This window comes from Dokdonella soli, assembly GCF_039523175.1.
Taxonomy (GTDB): Bacteria; Pseudomonadota; Gammaproteobacteria; order Xanthomonadales; family Rhodanobacteraceae; genus Dokdonella_A; species Dokdonella_A soli.
This window is the reverse complement of sequence record NZ_BAAAEU010000010.1, coordinates 293739-313251: the sequence shown is the minus strand read 5'-3', so window position 1 is coordinate 313251 and position 19513 is coordinate 293739. Positions and strand designations below refer to the sequence as shown.

19 protein-coding genes are annotated in these 19513 nt (G+C 65.7%); 6 read left to right on the top strand and 13 right to left on the bottom strand.

Annotation, left to right across the window (positions count from 1 at the left end; all coding sequences use genetic code 11):
• Together ABD002_RS12090 and ABD002_RS12085 are read right to left on the bottom strand one after the other, a co-directional pair.
• Positions 1 to 398 (bottom strand): TonB-dependent receptor plug domain-containing protein (locus tag ABD002_RS12090; RefSeq protein ID WP_425545128.1); only part of this gene is annotated, 398 nt, incomplete at its 3' end.
• A 544-nt stretch (positions 399 to 942) separates the two neighbouring features.
• Positions 943 to 1959 (bottom strand): hypothetical protein, encoded by a 1017-nt coding sequence (locus ABD002_RS12085; RefSeq protein WP_343791400.1) that lies wholly within the window; start codon positions 1957 to 1959, stop codon positions 943 to 945.
• 359 nt (positions 1960 to 2318) lie between these two features.
• Here ABD002_RS12085 and ABD002_RS12080 point away from each other — a divergent pair, with 359 nt between their 5' ends.
• Both ABD002_RS12080 and mtgA read left to right on the top strand, forming a co-directional pair.
• The gene (locus tag ABD002_RS12080; RefSeq protein ID WP_343791398.1) at positions 2319 to 3149 is read left to right on the top strand and encodes a Cif family virulence factor; all 831 of its coding nucleotides are present in this window, start codon (positions 2319 to 2321) and stop codon (positions 3147 to 3149) included.
• 93 nt (positions 3150 to 3242) lie between these two features.
• On the top strand, positions 3243 to 3962 hold the full coding sequence (mtgA, locus tag ABD002_RS12075) for a monofunctional biosynthetic peptidoglycan transglycosylase (RefSeq protein WP_379988984.1): 720 nt from the start codon (positions 3243 to 3245) through the stop codon (positions 3960 to 3962).
• Here the strand turns inward: mtgA and ABD002_RS12070 are convergent.
• Genes ABD002_RS12070 through ABD002_RS12055 form a run of 4 tightly spaced genes read right to left on the bottom strand, consistent with a single transcriptional unit; the run spans position 3947 to position 5674 of the window.
• Positions 3947 to 4645 carry an aquaporin gene (locus ABD002_RS12070; protein WP_343791396.1) on the bottom strand — a complete coding sequence of 233 codons (699 nt, stop codon included), beginning with the start codon at positions 4643 to 4645 and terminating at the stop codon, positions 3947 to 3949. The genes mtgA and ABD002_RS12070 overlap by 16 nt on opposite strands.
• Positions 4642 to 5133, bottom strand: coding sequence for an arsenate reductase ArsC (locus tag ABD002_RS12065; RefSeq protein ID WP_343791394.1), 492 nt, complete (start codon positions 5131 to 5133; stop codon positions 4642 to 4644). Before ABD002_RS12065 ends, ABD002_RS12070 begins: the two co-directional genes overlap by 4 nt.
• A gap of 14 nt (positions 5134 to 5147) precedes the next feature.
• Positions 5148 to 5342 (bottom strand): VOC family protein, encoded by a 195-nt coding sequence (locus ABD002_RS12060; RefSeq protein ID WP_343791392.1) that lies wholly within the window; start codon positions 5340 to 5342, stop codon positions 5148 to 5150.
• Positions 5339 to 5674 carry an ArsR/SmtB family transcription factor gene (locus ABD002_RS12055; protein WP_343791390.1) on the bottom strand — a complete coding sequence of 112 codons (336 nt, stop codon included), beginning with the start codon at positions 5672 to 5674 and terminating at the stop codon, positions 5339 to 5341. The genes ABD002_RS12060 and ABD002_RS12055 overlap by 4 nt, the downstream gene beginning before the upstream one ends.
• Before the next feature lie 119 nt (positions 5675 to 5793).
• On the opposite strand from ABD002_RS12055, the gene ABD002_RS12050 reads away from it, so the two are divergent.
• The 3 genes from ABD002_RS12050 (at position 5794) to ABD002_RS12040 (ending at position 10443) form a co-directional block, all read left to right on the top strand.
• Positions 5794 to 6750: a glycosyltransferase family 2 protein gene (locus ABD002_RS12050; RefSeq protein WP_343791388.1), complete on the top strand. Its 957-nt coding sequence runs from the start codon at positions 5794 to 5796 to the stop codon at positions 6748 to 6750.
• Between the two features lie 10 nt (positions 6751 to 6760).
• Positions 6761 to 9787 (top strand): DUF11 domain-containing protein, encoded by a 3027-nt coding sequence (locus tag ABD002_RS12045; protein ID WP_343791386.1) that lies wholly within the window; start codon positions 6761 to 6763, stop codon positions 9785 to 9787.
• Positions 9788 to 10014: 227 nt separating this feature from the next.
• Positions 10015 to 10443 carry a CBS domain-containing protein gene (locus ABD002_RS12040; RefSeq protein ID WP_343791384.1) on the top strand — a complete coding sequence of 143 codons (429 nt, stop codon included), beginning with the start codon at positions 10015 to 10017 and terminating at the stop codon, positions 10441 to 10443.
• Positions 10444 to 10849: 406 nt separating this feature from the next.
• On the opposite strand, the gene maiA is transcribed toward ABD002_RS12040, so the two are convergent.
• The 5 genes from maiA to hppD all read right to left on the bottom strand — a co-directional run bounded on the left by maiA (position 10850) and on the right by hppD (position 15965).
• The gene (gene maiA / locus ABD002_RS12035) at positions 10850 to 11512 is read right to left on the bottom strand and encodes a maleylacetoacetate isomerase (protein WP_343791382.1); all 663 of its coding nucleotides are present in this window, start codon (positions 11510 to 11512) and stop codon (positions 10850 to 10852) included.
• A gap of 317 nt (positions 11513 to 11829) precedes the next feature.
• Positions 11830 to 12822: a fumarylacetoacetate hydrolase family protein gene (locus tag ABD002_RS12030; protein ID WP_343791380.1), complete on the bottom strand. Its 993-nt coding sequence runs from the start codon at positions 12820 to 12822 to the stop codon at positions 11830 to 11832.
• Complete coding sequence (locus ABD002_RS12025; RefSeq protein WP_343791378.1) at positions 12819 to 13481, bottom strand: hypothetical protein; 663 nt, start codon at positions 13479 to 13481, stop codon at positions 12819 to 12821. Before ABD002_RS12025 ends, ABD002_RS12030 begins: the two co-directional genes overlap by 4 nt.
• Positions 13482 to 13489: 8 nt before the next feature.
• The gene (hmgA, locus tag ABD002_RS12020) at positions 13490 to 14791 is read right to left on the bottom strand and encodes a homogentisate 1,2-dioxygenase (RefSeq protein ID WP_343791376.1); all 1302 of its coding nucleotides are present in this window, start codon (positions 14789 to 14791) and stop codon (positions 13490 to 13492) included.
• A gap of 79 nt (positions 14792 to 14870) precedes the next feature.
• Complete coding sequence (hppD, locus tag ABD002_RS12015; protein ID WP_343791375.1) at positions 14871 to 15965, bottom strand: 4-hydroxyphenylpyruvate dioxygenase; 1095 nt, start codon at positions 15963 to 15965, stop codon at positions 14871 to 14873.
• A 241-nt stretch (positions 15966 to 16206) separates the two neighbouring features.
• On the opposite strand from hppD, the gene ABD002_RS12010 reads away from it, so the two are divergent.
• Positions 16207 to 16647, top strand: coding sequence for a MarR family winged helix-turn-helix transcriptional regulator (locus ABD002_RS12010; RefSeq protein ID WP_343791373.1), 441 nt, complete (start codon positions 16207 to 16209; stop codon positions 16645 to 16647).
• A gap of 23 nt (positions 16648 to 16670) precedes the next feature.
• Here ABD002_RS12010 and ABD002_RS12005 read toward each other — a convergent pair whose 3' ends face one another.
• Positions 16671 to 18179 (bottom strand): peptide MFS transporter, encoded by a 1509-nt coding sequence (locus tag ABD002_RS12005; RefSeq protein WP_343791371.1) that lies wholly within the window; start codon positions 18177 to 18179, stop codon positions 16671 to 16673.
• Between the two features lie 150 nt (positions 18180 to 18329).
• A complete protein-coding gene (locus ABD002_RS12000; RefSeq protein ID WP_343791369.1) occupies positions 18330 to 19190 on the bottom strand; it encodes a tryptophan 2,3-dioxygenase in 861 nt (286 codons plus the stop codon).
• Between the last annotated feature and the right edge of the window lie 323 nt (positions 19191 to 19513).

The following is a 19513-nucleotide window of genomic DNA, read 5'->3' as shown; positions in this document are numbered from 1 at the left end:
CTGAGGAAGCGGTGGCCATTGATCAGGACCAGCGTGCGCTGCGAGCCGAGGCCGCGCAGGCCGATGCTCGACGAACCGGTACCGCCGCCGTTGTTGACCTGCGGGTTGGTGTTCGGACCGGTGACCGCCGGCAGCTGCTGGACCAGGTCGCCCAGGGTCAGCTTGCCGGTCTTCTCGATCGCGGCGCGATCGATGGTGACGACCGGGTTGGACGTTTCGATATCGACGCGACGGATGTTCGAACCCGTCACCGTGATGGTTTCAAGTTTCTGACCGCTTTGGTCTTGTGCCGCATCCTGCGCGAACACCGCACCGGCGGACAGGCCGACGGCGGCAGTGGCGCCCGCATACAAGGCATAGCGCACGGCTTTGAAAAGCTCGTTGCTCATTAGATTCATTTCACTCTCCAACGTCAGAGTTGTGTCACAGCTCGGGACATGTGCTCTCCCATTCCCTGGGAACGACCAAAACGGTCCACCAAAACCCTCGGCAGTGGACGATACTAACAAGATTCTTACGCCTTGGGAATCCCTGAGCGCGCGCTTAACACTGGGATTTATTCATTTAAATTCAATAAGTTGCGGCAATGGTTGAATTGTCGCAGTGCAGCGCCGCGGCACTTGCGGAGGCGCCGAAGGGGTGTTTGGAGATCCCTGTCGGGAGGCGCAGGAATCATCAAATCATGCCGGCGACGCCCGCGGACGCGATCGCCAAGCACAGGCTTTACCGCACGCCCGGCTCGCGAAAGCCCTGCACGAAGTGGAACGCGCACGCCACCGACACCGACAGGCGCAGTGCGCCAGTCAGAACGCCACGGATTGTGCGGATGCGCTTGCGACGCCCGGCTCTGAGTGGAGGGGCGCAAGGCAGGCAGGAACTGCCTTGTGTGTCGCGGCCGCTCGCCCACCGATGCCGCGACAGGCGCGGCCGACCCGGATCTTCTCAGAGATCCTGGCGGTACTGGATGTACGGCGTGCGGGTCTGGGTGTTCTCCGCGTCGCGCGGAGAATTGCTCGGTGCGGCCCAGAGATTCTGCGCGCCGACGCTGAGCTCACCGCTCCACGGCGTGCGCCAGGAAACGCCGAGATCCAGCGTGGTCCAGCGCTTGCCGGCCAATGCCGGATCGTCGCTGCTGAGCACATGACCGACGATCGCGCCGCGCAGCGAGCCGGCGTCAAGGCCAAGGCTCAGCGAAAGCTGGTCGAGATCGATGCCCGGCGCAAACGCATTGCCGATCGTGCCGAGCGCGGACAGATGGCCGCGGCCATAGCTCGCCGCGACATCGAGCGCGGGACCCCGCTCGAACTGCCAGCGGCCGCGCGCATATAGCGAAGCCTCGCTGTCGAGCGAGAAGGACCGTGCGTTCGGCAATGTAAGTACCGGCACGGGTACCGTATTGCCGAATGCGAGGTTGCCGAACGTCGCGGGATGACCCTGCGACTGCAGCCAGGACAGCCCATAGGAAAGATCGAGGCCGCCGTTGGACGCGGTCCAGCCCATGCCGAGCGAACCGGTCAGCGTGCCGCGCGACCAGCGCGAAGCCGTCGCCACGTCGCATCCCGCCGACGTACAAGTCGCCGGAGCGAGCGAAAGATACTGGCCGAACATTGCATCGGCGTGCAGCCCGCCACCCAGCTGCCAGCGCAACCCGCCCGCATTCGCGACCGGGCTGCCCGCGAGATGCCACGCGGACGGCCCGCCATACGCAGGCATCGGGTCGATCAACGTATTCGACCAGCCGCGCGGCAACGCAACGACCGCGAGCAGCTCACCGTTCGCACCCGACCAGATCGGCAGCACCGGCGCACCTTGCTCGAGCAGCGGCTGGCCGGTCGGATCGAGGGCAAGCAACTCCTCGACCAGCGGCGCCTTGGCCGGCACCAAGGACGGCAGCGTCTGTGCCGTGCCCGCAAGCGGGAACAGCAAGAGCAGCAGCAACTTGGCGAAACGCAGGCGCATGGCAATGGACCAGAAATGACTCGTGCAGCAGACGACCGTGTGAGAGTTCCCGACTCGCCGGGAGTTCCGCAGGCCGTCGACGGACACGCCAATCATAGCGCGGTTCACGAAAAACTAACAGCGATTCATGGCAGTTCGGGGCGCGCCGAGCGCGGCGTTCATCACGGATTTCGCAATCCAGCGAACCCCACGAGGCGGCCGGAGGGCGACGGCGCGTCGAACATCCGGCGCCCCCTTCATGCAAATCCGGAGAGCCGGTTTGCGCTATCCGGTGATGGTGACGCGCCGGAGCGCGGCCGCGGACCGCTCGTTCCGCCTGCCCGCCTGCTGCAATGCGACCCCCGATCCCGGAGCCCGCCATGCTGCTCACCAGCCTGTTCGCCGTCGCGGTCGCGACGGCCACCCCCGACCTCGACCGCGCATCCCTGCTCGCCGCCGAACGCGGATTCGCCGCCGACGCGCAGCGCGACGGCGTGCGTCGGGCCTTCCTCGCGCATTTCGATGCCGGCTCCTGGCTGTTCCGGCCGCTCCCGCTCCCTGCGCTCGATACGCTGGCTCGCGATGCCGACGACAGCAGCTTCCTGCAGTGGGAACCAGACCTTGTCGGCATTTCCGAAGCGGGCGACGTCGGTTTCACCAGCGGCCCATGGAGCGCGCACGGCGCCGGCTCCGAGAAGATATCGCATGGGCATTTCCTGACGGTCTGGAGACGCGCCGAGGACGGCATCTGGCGTGTGCAGGCGGACAACGGCGTGGCGCATGCCGGCCTGGCGAAGGCGGCTGCGGTGGTGACGCTCGCCGCCCCGACAGCGTCATCCGCGCGCGCGGATATCGCTGCCATCGAGGACCGCCGCCGACAGCTCGAACGCGTCGACGACGAACTGCGGCGCGCACTCGCCGGCGACCACGCGAAATCCGCGCTGCCCGCTTTCGCCGGACCGACCCTCCACGTGCTGCGCCAGTCACAGCTGCCCGCGGACGCGGCCGATGCGCTGAACCTCGTTGCGAAGGATCCCGCCGGCCTCGGGCGCGGCCCTCGTCGCGCACTCGGCGTGGCGGCGAGCGGTGATCTCGGCTACACGCTGGGCGGCGCGGAGGCGTGCGCCGGCTGCGGCAGCGACCTGCGCATCTGGCAATGGCGCGACAACCGCTGGAAGGTACTGGTCGACCTCAGCACCATGCAGCCCTGATACACGGCGCTGCTGCGACGGACCCATCGGGCGGGCTAAGCTGATGGACGCCGGCGCGGACTCCCGCGCCGGCGTCGTTTCGGGAGGCCGCGTTTGCCGAAGTCCACCACCCATCGACCGCTGTCGCGACGCATCGCGCGCGGGTTGTTGTTCGCGCTCGCAACGTGGCTGGCGCTCAGCGTGCTCGCGGTGCTGATACTGCGCTTCGTGCCGCCGATCGCGTCGGCCGTCATGCTCGAAGACTGGATCGGCGCCAGGCTCGACGGCGACCGCACGTTCGCGCTGCACTACCGCTGGACGCCATGGGATCGCGTCGCGAAGACGCTGCCGATCGCGCTGGTCGCGGCCGAGGATCAGAAATTCCCGTTCCACCACGGCTTCGATTTCGACGCGATCCAGAGCGCGCTCGCCGAGGCCGACGATGGCGAACGACTGCGCGGTGCCAGCACGATCAGCCAGCAGGTCGCGAAGAACCTGTTCCTGTGGAGCGGACGCAGCTTCGTGCGCAAGGGCCTCGAAGCGTATTTCACCGTGCTGCTCGAAACCTTGTGGCCGAAGCGGCGCATCCTCGAGGTCTACCTCAACGTCGCCGAGCTCGGTGACGGCATCTACGGTGTGGGTGCGGCCAGCGAGCTGTTCTTCCACACGACGCCGGCACAGCTCGACGCGCACCAGGCCGCGCTGCTCGCGGCGGTGCTGCCGAATCCGACGCGCTTCCGCGTCGAACGTCCGAGCGCCTACGTGCAACGCCGCGCCGCCTGGATCCAACACCAGGCAAACCAGCTCGGCGGTGCGGCCTATCTGCCGCGTTGAGGATTCGTCGCGACACCTGCCTCGCCCGCAGGATCGAACAGCAACGCCGCGCATGCGCTGGCGATCAGGCAACCGGCAAACTGGCCGGCGAGGAACGACGGCACATCTGCCACGCGAATGCCGGCGAACGTGTCCGACAACGCGCGCGCCAGCGTGATCGCCGGGTTCGCGAATGAGGTCGAGGAAGTGAACCAGTAGCCGGCCGCGATCGTCAGCGCGACCGTCGCGGCTGCGCTTTCGAGACTGCGCCGGCGCGTGCCGAGCACCGCGGTGAGCAGCATGAACGTCGCGACTGCCTCGCCCAGCGCCTGCGCGAAACCGGGTCGCGGCTTCGCAGAAGGCAGCCATGCCGGCAGACCGAACATCGCGTGCGCAAGCAGCATGCCGCCGAGCATCGCGATGATCTGCACCGTGCCGTAGGCCAGCGCTTCCCGCGCGCGCAGTTCGCGGCGCAATGCGAGCGCCAGCGTCAGCGCCGGATTGAAATGCGCGCCCGAGATCGGCGCGAACACGACGATCAGCGCGAATAGTCCCGCCGCGGTTGCCAGCGTGTTCGCGAGCAGTGCGACGGCGACGTTGCCGCCCGCAAGGCGCTCGGCCATCACGCCCGAGCCGATCACGATCGCGGCCAGCGCGGCGGAGCCCAGGGCCTCGGCAGCGAGGCGACGCTTCAGATCGATCATTCGCTGGTCGCCCCGATTGCATGCAGTTCGCGCTCGCGCGCGAGTCGGTCGAGCTTGTCGATTGGCAATGCCAGCAGCCGCTCGACGCGCCGGCGCAGGATCGTGAACGCATCGCGGAAAGCCGCGCGGCGGTCGTCCTCGCTGCCGACGACGGCCGCGGGATCGGCGACGCCCCAGTGCGCGCTGACCGGCTGACCTGGCCAGATCGGGCAGACCTCGCCGGCCGCGTTGTCGCAGACCGTGATGATGAAATCCATCTTCGGCGCACCGGGAGCCGCGTATTCATCCCAACTCTTGCTGCGCAACCGGTCAGGCGGATAGCCGAGCTTCGTCGCAAGGTCCGCCGCGAGCGGCTGCACCTTGCCGCTCGGGTAACTGCCCGCGCTGTAAGCGATGAAACGACCTTTGCCGAGCACGCCGAGCAGGGCTTCCGCCATGATGCTGCGCGCGGAGTTGCCGGTGCACAGGAACAGCACGTTGTAACTCATGGCCGATGCTCCGTTCAGGCGCAGCAGGACGTGGCCGACGTGGCCGCCGGACCACAGCAACCGCGCGCGGAGGACATCCGTGGATCGTCGAGCATCCATTTCGCGTAATCGGGTTTTGTCACTGTCGGTTCCGTCGAGAACAGCTGCGTATAGAAGCGGATGCTGGCATCGAGGTCTTTCACGTTGACGTGCACATGGAAGCGTCTCATGAGCGGGTCCTCCGGGTGGGTTTGGCCGGTTTGCAGACGGCGCCCGCCACGCAGGCTGATGCGTCGCCACAGCAGTTCTCGGTGAGGAACGCGAGCAGCGCGTTCATCTGCTTGTAGTCGGCATGGCAGACGATCGAACGGCCGTCGCGCATATCGACGATCAGGCCGGCGCGGCGCAGTGCATGCAGGTGATGGGTCAGCGTCGCCGGCGGAATGTCGGTGTGCGCCTGCAGGTCCCCCACGGCCAGCCCGTCCGGTCCGGCCTGCACCAGCAGTCGATATACGGCGAGCCGGCTTTCATGGGCCAGCGCGGAAAGCGCGGCGACAGCCATCTTTGATTCCATAATTCTAGAATAGTCGAATAGATGGCCATATGCAAACCGGACGCACCGCGATGACGCCATATCGTGGAGTCGGCTAGCATTCCATGATTCCCTCTCCGGTATCGCCCATGTCCAAGCTCACCGTCGTCGTGCCCGCCTACAACGAAAGCGAGGGCCTGCGCGATTTCCATGCGCGACTCGCCGCCGTGCTCGATGGGCTCGATCTCGAAGCGGAAGTGCTCTACGTCGACGACGGCAGCCGCGACGATACCTACGAGATCATGTGCCAGCTGCGCGCGGCCGATCCGCGCGTGTCGACGCTGAGACTCTCGCGCAATTTCGGCAAGGAACTCGCGCTGACCGCTGGCCTCGACCACGTCGATGCGGACGCCGCGGTCGTGATCGACTCGGACCTGCAGGACCCGCCGGAACTGATCCCGACCTTCGTGCAGCACTGGCACGAGGGCTACGACGTGGTCTACGGCACGCGCGCCTCGCGCGCCGGCGAGACCGGCTTCAAGAAGATGACCGCATCGGGCTTCTACCGCGTGATGGGACGCCTGTCGGCGACGCCGATTCCGCGCGACACCGGCGACTTCCGCCTCCTCTCGCGGCGCGCGCTGGACGCGCTGAAACAGGTGCGCGAACGCCAGCGCTTCATGAAGGGCCTGTTCACCTGGGTCGGCTTCCGCCAGTTGTCGGTCGTCTACCACCGCGATCCGCGCCATGCCGGCCAGACCAAGTGGAACTACTGGAAGCTGTGGAACTTCGCGATCGACGGCATCACCTCGTTCTCCGGCGCACCGCTCAAGGTCGCGACGTATTTCGGCATGCTCACCGCGCTGTGCTCGTTCCTGTTCGGACTCTGGGTGCTCGGCAAGGCCATGCTGTACGGTGACCCGGTGCGCGGCTATCCGTCGCTGATGGTGGTCGTGCTGTTTCTCGGTGGCGTGCAATTGATCGCGCTCGGCGTGATCGGCGAATACCTCGGCCGGCTCTATGTCGAGTCGAAGCAGCGCCCGCTCTATCTGATCGATGAGTATCATCGGCCTCACGACGGAGCCCGCGCTCCGGCGAGCCCCTGAGGGAGAATCCATGAGCAAGCGTGTTGCGTGGCTGGCCACGGCCGGCATGACGGTGGCGTCTGCAGCGGCGGGAATCTGGAACTACCACGACTCGCACGAGCCGACCTTCCGACACGGCGAGGCGGAAGAGGCCGGACAGGGGCGTCCTCCGGTGGACGGCGACTACTGGGCGATCCGCCTCGGCTACGGCGGCGATCCGCACAACCTGCGCTTCGAGCCCGCCTGGCTGCTGGATGCCGCCAAGCAGGATCGCAGGATCGCATCGGCCGTACCGTCGGGCCGGAAGACCTACCAACTCTCCGCGGACACGGCGCTCGCACTCGACCCGAACGCGTTCACGCTGCTTGGCCCCAAGCCGCTCGTGGGTGAAGGCTATGGCTCCGGCAACAACGCCGGCCGCACCAACGTGATCCTCACCGATCCCGACAACCCGGCCGTCGCCTGGCTCGGTTCCGATGGCGGCGGTGTGTGGAAGACCACCAACTGCTGCGCCTCGAACACCACCTGGACGGTCAAGACCGACTTCCCCGAAATCGCGAGCATGGCGATCGGCGATCTCACCATGGACCCCGGCAACCACAACGTGCTGTATGCCGGCACCGGCGACCTGCGCTACGGCTCGATGTCGTTCGGCGCGGCCGGTGTGCTCAAGAGCACCGACCGTGGTGAGACCTGGCAATTGCTCGGCGCCAGCGTATTCAATCCGCTCTACGGCCCCTCGGCTGGCGGCTTTCCGCAGTACCAGGCGATCGGCAAGGTCGTCGTCGATCCGAACAATTCGAACAACGTGGTTGTCGGCACCAAGACCGGTGTGTATTTCTCCTACGACGCCGGCTCGAACTGGACCGGTCCCTGCTACACCAGCGCGTTCGCGAGCGGCCCCAGCGCGCAGCGCCAGGACACGACCGGCCTGCTCGCGGTCAATCGCAGCGGCACCACGTATCTGTATGCGGGCATCGGCACGCGCGGCCTACCGACGCCGGTACAACCCGACCTCGGCAAGAACGGCGCGAACGGCGTCTATCGCACGACGATGCCGAGCAGCGGCTGCCCGGCGAACACCGCCTGGACCTTGCTTGCGAACGGTTTCCCGGCCGGTACCGGCAATGGCGTTGCAAACACCTCGCGCGGCCGTCTCGAACTCGCGGTTGCGCCGAGCGATCCGCTGACGCTGTACGCGATGTTCTCGAACGTCGCCACCAAGGGCATTCTCGGTATCTGGAAGACCACCAACGGCGGCGACGCCTGGACCCAGATCGGCGCGCCGAGCAATCCGGGCACGCAAATGTGGTACGACGCGGGCCTCACGGTTTCCCCGACCGATCCGGCTGTGCTGTTCGTGAGCACCGTCGACCTGTTCCGATCGACCGACGGCGGCTCGAGCTACGTCAATCTGACCGATGCATACAGCGGTGGTCCCGTGCATCCGGACAACCACGCGCGCACGTTCATCGGCGGCGATGCGAACAAGCTGCTGAACGGCAACGACGGCGGCATCTACTACGTCAGCAACGCACTGACCGCGACCGGCTCGGCGAACGCCAACTGGATCGCGCTGAACGACAGCCTGTCCACCATCGAGATGTACCACGGTGACATCACCGCGAACTTCGCGACCTCGACCAGTGCGGGCGCAGCCGCAGGCTTCCAGGACAACGGTAGTGCAGCGGTCATGTTCAGCGGCACGCCCACGGCGAGCGCGTGGACATCGACCAATGGCGGCGATGGCATCGTTTCGCGCATCGAGCCGGTAAAGGGTCAGTGGTGGTACAGCTCGATCTACTACGCCGACATCTATGTCAGCACGACCGGCGCGTTTGGCAACCCGGTGGGCATCAAACCGTCGTTCCCGAGCGGCGAGCGCGCGAGCTTCTTCACGCCGTTCGACCTGTATCGCTACGGCGCGCTCGATGCAGTCGGCAGCGGCTGCACGACTGCCGTCGGCTGCACCCATATCGTCCTCGGCACGCAGCGCGTCTGGGAGTCGATCGTGGGCGGCCTGCCGTCGTCCTCGTGGACCTCCAAGACCGGTGATCTGACCAAGAACAACCTGATCGTGGGTTCTGACAACCGCTCCTACATCAACCAGATCCACTACTCGGTCAGCGACCCGACCATCGCAATGGCGGCCACCAATGACGGCAACGTGCAATACGTGTTCGGCCTCGGTGGCGCAGGCGCGGCAACTGCCGTCAACGTGACCGGCACCAATGCGGTACTGCCGAATCGGCCGATCATGGATGTGGCTACCGATCCGTTGAATCCGCTGGTCGGCTACGCCGCGGTCGGCGGTTTCACCGCAAACACATCGGCAACGCCCGGCCATTTGCTGCAAGTGACCTGCACAGCGCAATGCGCGAGTTATGTCTGGGTCGACAAGAGCGGCAACCTGCCGGACATCCCGGCCAACGCGGTGATCGTCAATCCGCACATCCCGCAGCAGGTGTTCGTGGGCATGGACTGGGGCCTCTACTACACCGACGACATCACCGCCGCGACGCCAGTCTGGCAACGCTTCGAGGGTTTGCCGCACGTGATGGTCTGGAGCCTCAGCATCGACCGCGGCTTCACCACGCTGGCGGCCTTCACGCGCTCGCGCGGCGCATGGGCGTGGCCGCTGCCGCCCAGCACGGGCGGCGCCAGCGCCGACCTCGCCGTCACGATAGCGCCGCCGGCGATGGCGGAGCCCGGCACGCGCATGAACTACTCGATCACGGTTACCAACAACGGTCCTTCCGCCGCGGCCAACGTGCAGCTCAGCAGCGCGACACCGGCCGGCTTGACGTTCGCTGGTAACAGCGGCGGATGCACGACCGCCTTTCCGTGCGCGTTTTCAAGTCTCGCGTCCGGCGCTTCGCAAACCGTGACGACCAGCCTATGCGTGCCGCGTGGCTACAGCGGTGCCAATCCGATCGCGTTGGCGGCTTCGGCCACTTCGGCCACGACCGATCCGGTGCCCGCGAACAACAACGCGAGCGCGAACGTCGGCGTGATCGTCGATTCGATCTTCGTCGACGGCTTCGAGTCCTGCCCGTAGCGGGCTACACACGGCGCCACAAAGCCCCTCTCCCGTCGGGAGAGGGTTTGGGGGTGAGGGTCCGGAGCTTGTGCGGCGCCTGCCGGTGCGGCGCCGTCTTATTCCGAAGCGGACCTTGCACGCCCTGAACACCCACCGGGTCGTGCGGCGCAACGACGAGCAGCCGCGTGCGGGCAGCGCTAGACTTGGCATCGCGGCAGCCCCGCCGCGATCGCTCGGAGGCGCATATGCTCCAGGTCAAGCATCTCCTCGCGGAAAAGGGCAGCCAGATCTACACGATCGGCCCCGACGAACCGGTGCTCACCGCGATCCAGATCATGGCCGATCGCTACATCGGCGCGCTGCTGGTGATGCGCGGCGATGAACTCCTCGGCATCGTTTCCGAACGCGACTACGCGCGCAAGGTCATCCTGCGCGGCCACTCGTCCAGCAACACGCCAGTACGCGACATCATGACCGCACCGGTGCTTACTGTCGCGCCAGCGGACACGGTCGAAACCTGCATGCGTCTGTGCACCGACCGCCGCGTGCGCCACCTGCCGGTCGTTGACAAGGGCAAGGTCGTCGGCGTCGTCTCGATCGGCGACCTCGTAAAGGCGGTGATCAGCGAACAGGGCACGCAGATCGAGCAGTTGCAGCGGTATATCGCGGGGTAGGCATGCGGGGACAGCCTCTTGCCGACCTCGGCTGGGGTTGTTTGCTGTTGGTTGCGGAGCGGTTCTTCTGCGCGGAGCGATCAGGCGCTGGGAATGGCTCGTGGATCCAGCAAAGGAATGGTGGTTCTGCTACTCACAGTCGCTGATCAAGGTGCTCATCGGTAGCGAAGGCTGCCGCGGCTACACGATGTTTCTCGGCGCGTCATTTGTGGCATTCGGCATGTACCTAATCGTATACGCCGCATGCTCGACTTGATGCTCGCGATGCCATCCGGGGAACCTCCGAAAAAGGATCGTCGTTCCCGCTAAGTGGCTTTAAGCAGCCGAATGGCTGGGTGTGCCAGTTGCCGCTTTCAGTGGATGCCCGCTTTCGCGGGCATGACGTCACGACCGCTATCAGAGTTTCCTAGGCCGCGTCCGGCTGCCGCTCCGGCCGCGCCGCATCGAACGCCGGCAATGACAGACACTGTGCGTTGATGCGCCGGATCGTCGGATACGGCGCGAGGTCCACCCCGAAGCGGTTCGCGTTGTAGACCTGCGGGATCAGGCAGGCGTCCGCTAGCGTCGGCGCATCGCCGTGGCAGTACAGGCCTGTCGCGCTGTCCGCGGCGAGAATCGCCTCGAACGCGCGGAAACCCTCCTCCATCCAGTGCCGCGTCCAGCGTTCGCGCTCGGCCTGCTGCACGCCGTAGTCGCGTTCGAGGAATTGCATCACGCGCAGGTTGTTGAGCGGATGAATGTCACAGGCGATCAGCAGCGCCAGCCCGCGCACGTGCGCGCGATCGCGCGCGGTCGCGGGCAGCAGCATATGGCCGCCATAGGTTTCGTCGAGGTACTCGATGATTGCGAGCGACTGCCGGATCACGCGCACGCCGTCCGCAAGCACCGGAATCGTTTCCTGCGGATTGAGTTCGCGATGTGCGGTGCTGTGCTGCTCGCCGCCGTTCTTCAAGAGGTGCACCGGCTTCTGCGCATAAGGCAGGCCCTTGAGGTTCAGCGCGATGCGCACGCGGTAGCAGGCGCTGGAACGCCAGTAGTCGTAGAGCGTCAGCGGCGATTCGGTCGACATACGCTTCTCGTTGTGGCGGTTTCAACCGCTCTCGCCGCCAGAGATTAACGCAACGTGCTGCATACCCGGTGTGTTACGACGGCCGAATCGCTGGCACGCCGCTGCTTCAAGCCCTCTCCCCAAGCTCGTTTGGGGGAGAGGGTTGGGTGAGGGGGCGGAGCCACACGCCGATGCGACACCGCAGCTCTCGCGGACCGACCGCAAGTGCGCTTTGGATGACGGGCCTGGAAGGCATCCGCGTTTCACTCTGTCGGCAGCCCGCGCCCTCTCACCCCAGCCCTCTCCCCCAACGAAGAAGCCGTTGGGGGAGAGGGGGCTTATCCGCGCTGCGCCTGCTTCGTCACGACCTGCTCGATCGCGCCGAAGATACTCCTGCCGGCCTCGTCGGTGATCTCGATGCGCACCGTGTCGCCGAACTTCAGGAAGGGCGTCGACGGCTTGCCGTCGCGCAGCGTCTCGACCGTGCGCTGCTCGGCCAGGCACGAGGCGCCCTTCGCGGTGTCCTCGTTCGCGATCGTGCCGGAGCCGACGATCGTGCCCGCCGACAGCGGCCGCGTCTTCGCCGCATGCGCAACGAGCTCAGCGAAGCTGAACTGCATGTCGACGCCGCACTCGGCCTCGCCGAACCACTTGCCGTTGATCCAGGTGCGCATCGGCAGAAGCAGCTTGCTACCCTGCCACGCGTCGCCCAGTTCATCCGGCGTCACGAACACCGGCGACAGCGCCGAACGCGGCTTCGACTGCAGGAAACCGAAGCCTTTCGCGAGTTCGCCCGGGATCAAGCCACGCAGCGAAACATCGTTGACGATGCCGATCAGCTGGATGTGCTGCGCGGCGGTCGCCGGCGCGGCGCCCATCGGCACATCGTCGGTGACAACGATGACTTCGGCCTCGAGATCAATACCCCAGTCCTCACTGGCGGCGAGGATCGGATCGCGCGGACCGTAGAACCCCGCGCTGGTCGCCTGATACATCAGCGGATCGGTGTAGAAACTCTCCGGCACCTCGGCACCGCGCGCGCGCCGCACGCGCTCGACGTGCGGCAGGTACGCGCTACCGTCGACGAACTCGTAGGCGCGAGGCAGCGGCGCAGCGAGCACGGCATCGTCGAGATCGAATGCGCCGTCGGCGTGGTCCTCGTTCAGCGCCTGGTACAGCGCATTCAGACGCGGCGCGGCATTCGACCAGTCCTCCAGCGCGCGCTGCAGGGTCGGTGCAATCGCGTCTGCGCGCACCGCGCGCTGCAGGTTGCGGCTAACGACGACGAGCGTGCCGTCGCGGCCGCCTTCCTTGAGACTGGCAAGCTTCATGGTCTGACTCCGTTTTCGGGGATACCGGGCGCATCGTGCATCGATTGCGCAGCTGCCCGCGGTGAGGTTTTCGATAGGACTTCGGTCCGCTTGTCGAGATAGCCGTTCCAGAACATCGAGGCCAACTGGACATAGGACCACCACGCCCAGAGCGCGCAGGCCAGGAGCAGCGAACCCCAGAGCAAGGTCGGCAGGCGTACGCACCACCAGCCGGCGACGACTTCCGTACGCCCGCGCACCTTCGCACCCGGCAACGGGCGGCGTCCTGCGCGCACGATGCGGCTGGCCTGCACCGTCATCGCGATGGCAGCGACGATGCAGGTCAGCACCGGCGCGAGCAACAACAGCGAGATGAACTCGGCTAGCTTGCGCGCGGCGAAGACGGGATCGGTCTTGGAGAGCGCATCCAGTTCGGCGTAATAGCGCGGAACCCAGGTCTTGAAGAACCACTGCGAGGCCAGAACGACCGGCACGCCGATCAGCACGCCGGCAGCTGCGATGCGCAGCCGATGCGACAGGGGTTGCGGCGTCGCCTCGATGACCTCGCCCGTCTTGCAGGATCGCAGCAGATCGACCCGGCGCAGGTACCACGGCGTCGGCAGTGCCCGATCCGAAGACCGGCCCGACACAGCGACTACCCGATGCAGTGACGGCGCCATGCGATCGCTCATCCTGCGGATGGAACGGAAAATCTCTTGTGAAGGCCCTGCCAGCATGCCTGGTAGTCGCGCTGGCGATGCGCGGCGTCGAGCGCCTGCTTCGTCGGGCGCAGCACCGCGCGCGACTCGAACATGAAGGCCATCGTGTCCTTGATGACGTCGGCCCGGCTCAGATCGGCGGCGGACGCCTTCTCGAACGTCGCCGCATCCGGTCCATGGCCGCTCATCGAATTGTGCAGCGAAGCGCCGCCCGGCACGAAGCCTTCGGCCTTGGCGTCGTAGGCGCCGTGCACGAGGCCCATGAACTCGCTCGCGATATTGCGGTGGAACCACGGCGGGCGGAACGTATCCTGTGCGACCAGCCAGCGCGGCGGGAAGATCACGAAGTCCATGTTGCTGACGCCTTCGCTGTCGCTCGGCGAGTGCAGCACGAGGAAGATCGACGGGTCCGGATGGTCGTAGCTGATCGAGCCGATCGTGTTGAAGCGGCGCAGGTCGTACCTGCACGGTGCGTAGTTGCCGTGCCAGCCGACCACGTCAAGCGGCGAATGACCGATATCGGCGCGCCAGAGATGTCCCTGGAACTTCGCGACCAGCTCGAACACGCCGTCGACATCCTCGAACGCGGCGTTCGGCGTCAGGAAATCGCGCGGGTTGGCAAGGCCATTGCTGCCGATCGGACCGAGGTCAGGCAGCTTGAGCATCGCGCCGAAGTTCTCGCAGACGTAGCCGCGCGACGCTCCGTCCGGCAGCGCGACGCGGAAACGGATGCCGCGCGGGATCAACGCGATCTCCTGCGGCTCGATGTTGAGCACGCCAAGTTCGGTCTCGATGTGAAGGCGACCCTGCTGCGGCACGATCAGCAGCTCGCCGTCGGCGTCGTAGAAATAGCGCCCCTGCATGTCGCGATTGGCCGCATACAGGTGGATGCCGATGCCGCTCTGCGCGGCGGCAGAACCGTTACCGGCCATCGTGAACAGACCGTCGACGAAATCGGTCGGCGCGTCCGGCAGCGGCAATGGGCTCCAGCGCAACTGGTCCGGCGACACCGGCGCGCTGCCGAAATCGTTGTGGAACTTCGGCTGCACGAACGGCGCGAACGTACCGTGCATCGCCGCAGGCCGGATGCGATACAGCCAGCTGCGCCGATTCGCATGGCGCGGAGCGGTGAATGCGGTGCCGGACAACTGCTCGGCATACAGGCCATGTGCAACCCGCTGCGGCGAATTGCGGCCTTCGGGCAGCGTGCCTGCGAGCGCCTCGGTCGCGAACTCGTTGGCGAAACCGGATTGGTAGCCGTTCGATTGCATCGCATGCTCCGCATGAGGTGGGCTTCGCCCACGATAGCGATTTTCCCGGAAGCGGTGGGCCGAGGCCCGCGCTACGAAATCAGAGCACGCCGCGCTTCATTTGATCACGCTCGATCGACTCGAACAGCGCTTGGAAGTTACCCTCGCCGAAGCCCTCGTTGCCCTTGCGCTGGATGATCTCGAAGAAGATCGGGCCGACCGCGTTCTGCGTGAAGATCTGCAGCAGCTTGCGCTGCTTGGTCTCCTTGTCGGCGTCGATCAGGATCTTGTTTCTAGCCAGGCGCGGCACGTCCTCGCCATGGTTCGGCACGCGGATGTCGATCACCTCGAAATAGGTGTCGGGCGTGTCGAGGAATTCGACGCCGGCGGCGCGCATCTTCTCCACCGTCGTGTAGATGTCGTCGGTGAAGCAGGCGATGTGCTGGATGCCTTCGCCATGGTACGCATCAAGGTATTCGTTGATCTGCGACCTAGGATCGGAGGATTCGTTGAGCGGGATGCGCACGATGCCGTCCGGCGCGGTCATCGCCTTGGAGACCAGGCCGGTCTTGGCGCCCTTGATGTCGAAGTAGCGGATCTCGCGGAAGTTGAACAGCCGCTCGTAGTAGTCCGACCACTTCTGCATGTTGCCGAAGTAGAGGTTGTGCGTGAGGTGGTCGATGAAGGTCAGGCCGAATCCCGGCGGATTCTGCTCGACGCCCTCGATCGGCGCATAGTCGCCGTCATAGATGCTGCCGGCATTGCCATAGCGATCGACGAGGTACAGCATGCAGTCGCCGATACCCTTCACGACCGGCGCGTTCACGGCCTTGCTGTCGATCTTGTGCGTGATCGCTTCGCCGCCGTTTCCGAGCACAGCCTTCAGCACCTCGGCCGCGGGCTTCCTGAAGCGGATCGCGAAACCGCAGGCGCAAGGGCCGTGCGCGTTCGCGAAATCGGCCGCGAACGAGTCCGGATCCTCGTTGACGAGGAAGTTCACGCCGTTCTGGCGATACACCGTGATCGGCCGCGTCCTGTGCTTGAGCACCGCGGAAAAGCCCATGCGCCGGAACAGCGCGTGCAGCTCGGCGGCGCGGCCCGCCGGCGCGGCGAACTCGACGAACTCGAAGCCATCAATACCCATCGGGTTCTCGAACGTGGTGACCTGCATACCGAGGTTGGGCTGGGCGTTCATGGCAGACTCCGACTGGGTTACGTGATGTGTGCTTCTGGTGAGAAGTGCGGCCATGGATGGCCGCTTTTTGATTCACGCGATCACGGATGATCGCAAAAACAAACCTCAAGGATGGCCGCTTCTTTTGGTCGCGATCGTGGATGATCGCAAAAGCTGCTGCGACCTCTCCTGACTTTCGCGATCAGGGACGATCGCATAGATTATTGTTACAGTTGAAACCAGTTGCAAGGTAGACCGCCGCATGGCCGATCGCACCCCGCTCGAACTCGAACGCTTCCTGCCGTACCGGCTGTCGATCCTGTCGAACCGGGTCAGCCAGGCGATCGCGCGCGAATACCAGGACCGTTTCGACCTCTCGATGACCGAATGGCGCGTGATGGCCGTGCTTGCGCGCTTCGACGGCGATGGCATCTCCGCCAGCGAGGTCGCCGGCTATACCGAGATGGACAAGGTGGCGGTCAGCCGCGCGCTCGCGGGCCTGGTCGCGGCGAAGCGTGTCGTACGGCGCGCGCACGACGGCGACAAACGTCGCTCGGTGCTGCGCCTCACGGCTGCGGGCTGGAAGATCCATGACACCGTCGCACCGCTCGCACGCGAACACGAGCGCACGCTGCTCGGTCAGCTCGACGCGGACGATCGCCGCGCGCTCGTGCGCATCCTCGACAAGCTCGCTCCGGTATAGGGAGACTCCCGTCTCCCTCCGCTTTACCGCACGCCGTGCATCAGCTTGTTGATCAGCGGCCCGATCAGGAACAGGAACACTCCCGCGCCGACCAGCGCCCAGAAACCGAAGGTGTAGCCGCTCAGTGCCGAAGCCGTGGTCATGCCGCTCTCGCCGCTGACGATGCCGGCGAAGATGCCGGACAGGTTGTTGCCGATGCCGGTCGACAGGAACCAGCCGCCCATACCGAAGCCGACCAGCCGCACCGGCGCGAGCTTGGTCACCATCGACAGGCCGATCGGCGACAGGCACAGCTCGCCGACCGACTGGATCACGTAGACCATGAACAGGGTCCAGAACGGGATCTTGCCGGTATCGCTGACCAGCTTCGACAGCGCGAACATCAACAGCAGGAACGCGAGTCCGTTGAAGAACAGGCCCAGACCGAACTTGCGCGGAATCGACGGCTCGGCGTTGCGCCGCCCCATCCAGACCCAGATCACCGCGATCAGCGGCGCCAGGCCAATGATCGCGAGCGAGTTGACCGACTGGAACCAGGCATTCGGGAAGGTCCAGTCGCCGAACTGACGATTCACGATCTTGTCGGCGAGGAAGGTGAAGGAGCTGCCGGCCTGTTCGAAGAACATCCAGAACAGCACGTTGAACGCGAAGATGATCAGCATCGCGATCACCTTGTCGCGTTGCACGGCGCCTTCGCGGATACCTTCGACGAGCAGCAGCGCGCACAGGCCGATGAACAGGATGCCGAGTATCCACGCCAACGCGGTCGCACCCATCGCGAGCAGCATGTAGACGCCTGGAATGGCGAGCAAAGCGCCGAACAGCACATACAGCACGTTACGTTTGTCCGGGCTGGCCGCGGGCGGGCGCCCGATGCTGCCCAGCTCGCGGCGACCGAACCAGAACCAGACCAGGCTCAGCAGCATGCCGACGCCGGAGGCGATGAAGACGACATTGTAGGCGGGCATCGCCTGGCTGCCGAATACGCTGTCGGCGAGGACGCCGGTCAGGATCGGCGCGACGAAGGCGCCGGAGTTGATGCCCATGTAGAAGATCGTGAAGCCGGCGTCACGACGCGTGTCGTCTACGCCGTAGAGCTTGCCGACCATCGTCGAGATGTTCGGTTTGAACAGTCCGTTGCCGCAGATGATCGTCGCGAGCCCGATCTTGAAGATCAATTCATCCGGCCACGCGATCATGAACAGGCCAGCCGCCATGATCACGGCGCCGAGCAGGATCGAGCGCTGATAGCCGAGGACGCGGTCGGCGATGTATCCGCCGGCGATCGACGCTGCGTAGACCAGCGCGAGATAGGCGCCGTAGATCCGGTTCGACGGCGCCTCGCCGGCGGCGCTACCGGCGTGGAACTGCGCGACCATGTACAGCACCAGCGCCCAGCGGATCCCGTAGAACGCAAAGCGTTCCCAGAACTCGGTCATGAACAGCATCCACAGCGGCTTCGGATGGCCGAGGCGGGTCGGAAACTGTGGAGGCGCGTCGCCGGTGGCGGACGAGTTGGCCGGACCGCTCATGCGGTATCTCCCCTTTTGATTTCGGTCACCAAGAAGCGTCCGGCGCGATAACGCACAACGAACGTGATCCGCACGTGTAACCGCTGGATCGCGGCGAGTCAAACGCCGGACGTGATGCGCCGCCGCATTCGGCGGTGCGCCTCCGCCGCGCTACGCCGGCGCGCCGATCACCGTGCGCACTTCCAGCAACTCGGGAAAGAACGTCAGGTCCAGCGCCTTCTTCAGGAACGCGACGCCGGAGGAGCCTCCGGTGCCGCGGCGATAGCCGATGATGCGCTCGACCGTCTTCATGTGGCGGAAACGCCAGAGCTGGAAACTCTCCTCGATGTCGACCAGCTGCTCGCACAAGTGATATTCCGGCCAGAACCCGCGCGCGTTCTCGTAGATGCGCTTGAACACCGGCACGAGTTCAGCGACGCGTTCGTGCGGCTGCGTGAAGTCGCGTTCGAGACAGGCGGCCGGCACCGCATGGCCACGGCGCGCGAGGTAGCGCAGGAATTCGTCGTACAGGCTCGGCGCATCGAGTACGCGCTTCAGTTCCGCCTGTCCAGCCGGGTCATGTGCGAAGACCTTGAGCATGTCCGCGTTCTTGTTGCCGAGCATGAACTCGATCGTGCGGTACTGCTGCGACTGGAAGCCCGAAGCCGGACCGAGCACGTCGCGGAACTCGAGGTACTCCGACGGCGTCAGCGTCGCCAGCACGCCCCATTGCGCGAACAGCTGCTGCTGCACCTGCTTCACGCGCGCGAGGATCTTCAAGGTCGTGTCGACGTCGTCCTCGCACAGGCGGGTGATCGCCGCGCGCAGTTCGTGGATCATCAGCTTCATCCACAACTCGGCGACCTGGTGCTGGACGATGAACAGCATCTCGTCGTGATGCGGCGGATCGCTGAGCGGCTTCTGCGCCGACAGCAGGGTCGGCAGCTGCAGGTAGCCGCCATACGTCGTGCGCTCGCGCAGGTCCAGTTCGATGCCGGGCTCGAGATCGCGCTTGTTGGTCTCGGAAGTCATGCTGTGGGCCGCAAACGCGGCGATCCCATGGAGTCGAAAGGGTCAAGCTTAGCCGACAGCGGCGTGCACGGCAGGTTGAGCCGGTTCAAAAGACCGCTCCAGCACCCGGGTGCGCCGCCGCGACCGGCACTCAAGTGCCTGGCGCGACAAAGGGTGGCGCGGTTCCGCCGCGACCGTTTGTTTGCACCGCGTTCGCAGGAGCGGATGCGAACGGCAAGGCCGAGCCGCAGGATGCGGCGAGTCAACGGCGGCAGGATGCCCGGTCTGCGAATCAGTACGGGGCGCTCGAAATCCGCTGCGATCGGGCACAATCCGCCCCTGGC

What these genes read in the sequence shown, in the direction of transcription:
- ABD002_RS12065 (WP_343791394.1), bottom strand. Translation starts at nt 5,133, where the DNA reads ATGAGTTACAACGTGCTGTTCCTGTGCACCGGCAACTCCGCGCGCAGC.
- ABD002_RS12050 (WP_343791388.1), top strand. Translation starts at nt 5,794, where the DNA reads ATGTCCAAGCTCACCGTCGTCGTGCCCGCCTACAACGAAAGCGAGGGC.
- ABD002_RS12060 (WP_343791392.1), bottom strand. Translation starts at nt 5,342, where the DNA reads ATGAGACGCTTCCATGTGCACGTCAACGTGAAAGACCTCGATGCCAGC.
- ABD002_RS12070 (WP_343791396.1), bottom strand. Translation starts at nt 4,645, where the DNA reads ATGATCGATCTGAAGCGTCGCCTCGCTGCCGAGGCCCTGGGCTCCGCC.
- ABD002_RS12085 (WP_343791400.1), bottom strand. Translation starts at nt 1,959, where the DNA reads ATGCGCCTGCGTTTCGCCAAGTTGCTGCTGCTCTTGCTGTTCCCGCTT.
- hppD (WP_343791375.1), bottom strand. Translation starts at nt 15,965, where the DNA reads ATGAACGCCCAGCCCAACCTCGGTATGCAGGTCACCACGTTCGAGAAC.
- ABD002_RS12005 (WP_343791371.1), bottom strand. Translation starts at nt 18,179, where the DNA reads ATGAGCGGTCCGGCCAACTCGTCCGCCACCGGCGACGCGCCTCCACAG.
- ABD002_RS12000 (WP_343791369.1), bottom strand. Translation starts at nt 19,190, where the DNA reads ATGACTTCCGAGACCAACAAGCGCGATCTCGAGCCCGGCATCGAACTG.
- ABD002_RS12040 (WP_343791384.1), top strand. Translation starts at nt 10,015, where the DNA reads ATGCTCCAGGTCAAGCATCTCCTCGCGGAAAAGGGCAGCCAGATCTAC.
- ABD002_RS12025 (WP_343791378.1), bottom strand. Translation starts at nt 13,481, where the DNA reads ATGGCGCCGTCACTGCATCGGGTAGTCGCTGTGTCGGGCCGGTCTTCG.
- ABD002_RS12010 (WP_343791373.1), top strand. Translation starts at nt 16,207, where the DNA reads ATGGCCGATCGCACCCCGCTCGAACTCGAACGCTTCCTGCCGTACCGG.
- maiA (WP_343791382.1), bottom strand. Translation starts at nt 11,512, where the DNA reads ATGTCGACCGAATCGCCGCTGACGCTCTACGACTACTGGCGTTCCAGC.
- ABD002_RS12055 (WP_343791390.1), bottom strand. Translation starts at nt 5,674, where the DNA reads ATGGCTGTCGCCGCGCTTTCCGCGCTGGCCCATGAAAGCCGGCTCGCC.
- hmgA (WP_343791376.1), bottom strand. Translation starts at nt 14,791, where the DNA reads ATGCAATCGAACGGCTACCAATCCGGTTTCGCCAACGAGTTCGCGACC.
- ABD002_RS12045 (WP_343791386.1), top strand. Translation starts at nt 6,761, where the DNA reads ATGAGCAAGCGTGTTGCGTGGCTGGCCACGGCCGGCATGACGGTGGCG.
- ABD002_RS12080 (WP_343791398.1), top strand. Translation starts at nt 2,319, where the DNA reads ATGCTGCTCACCAGCCTGTTCGCCGTCGCGGTCGCGACGGCCACCCCC.
- ABD002_RS12030 (WP_343791380.1), bottom strand. Translation starts at nt 12,822, where the DNA reads ATGAAGCTTGCCAGTCTCAAGGAAGGCGGCCGCGACGGCACGCTCGTC.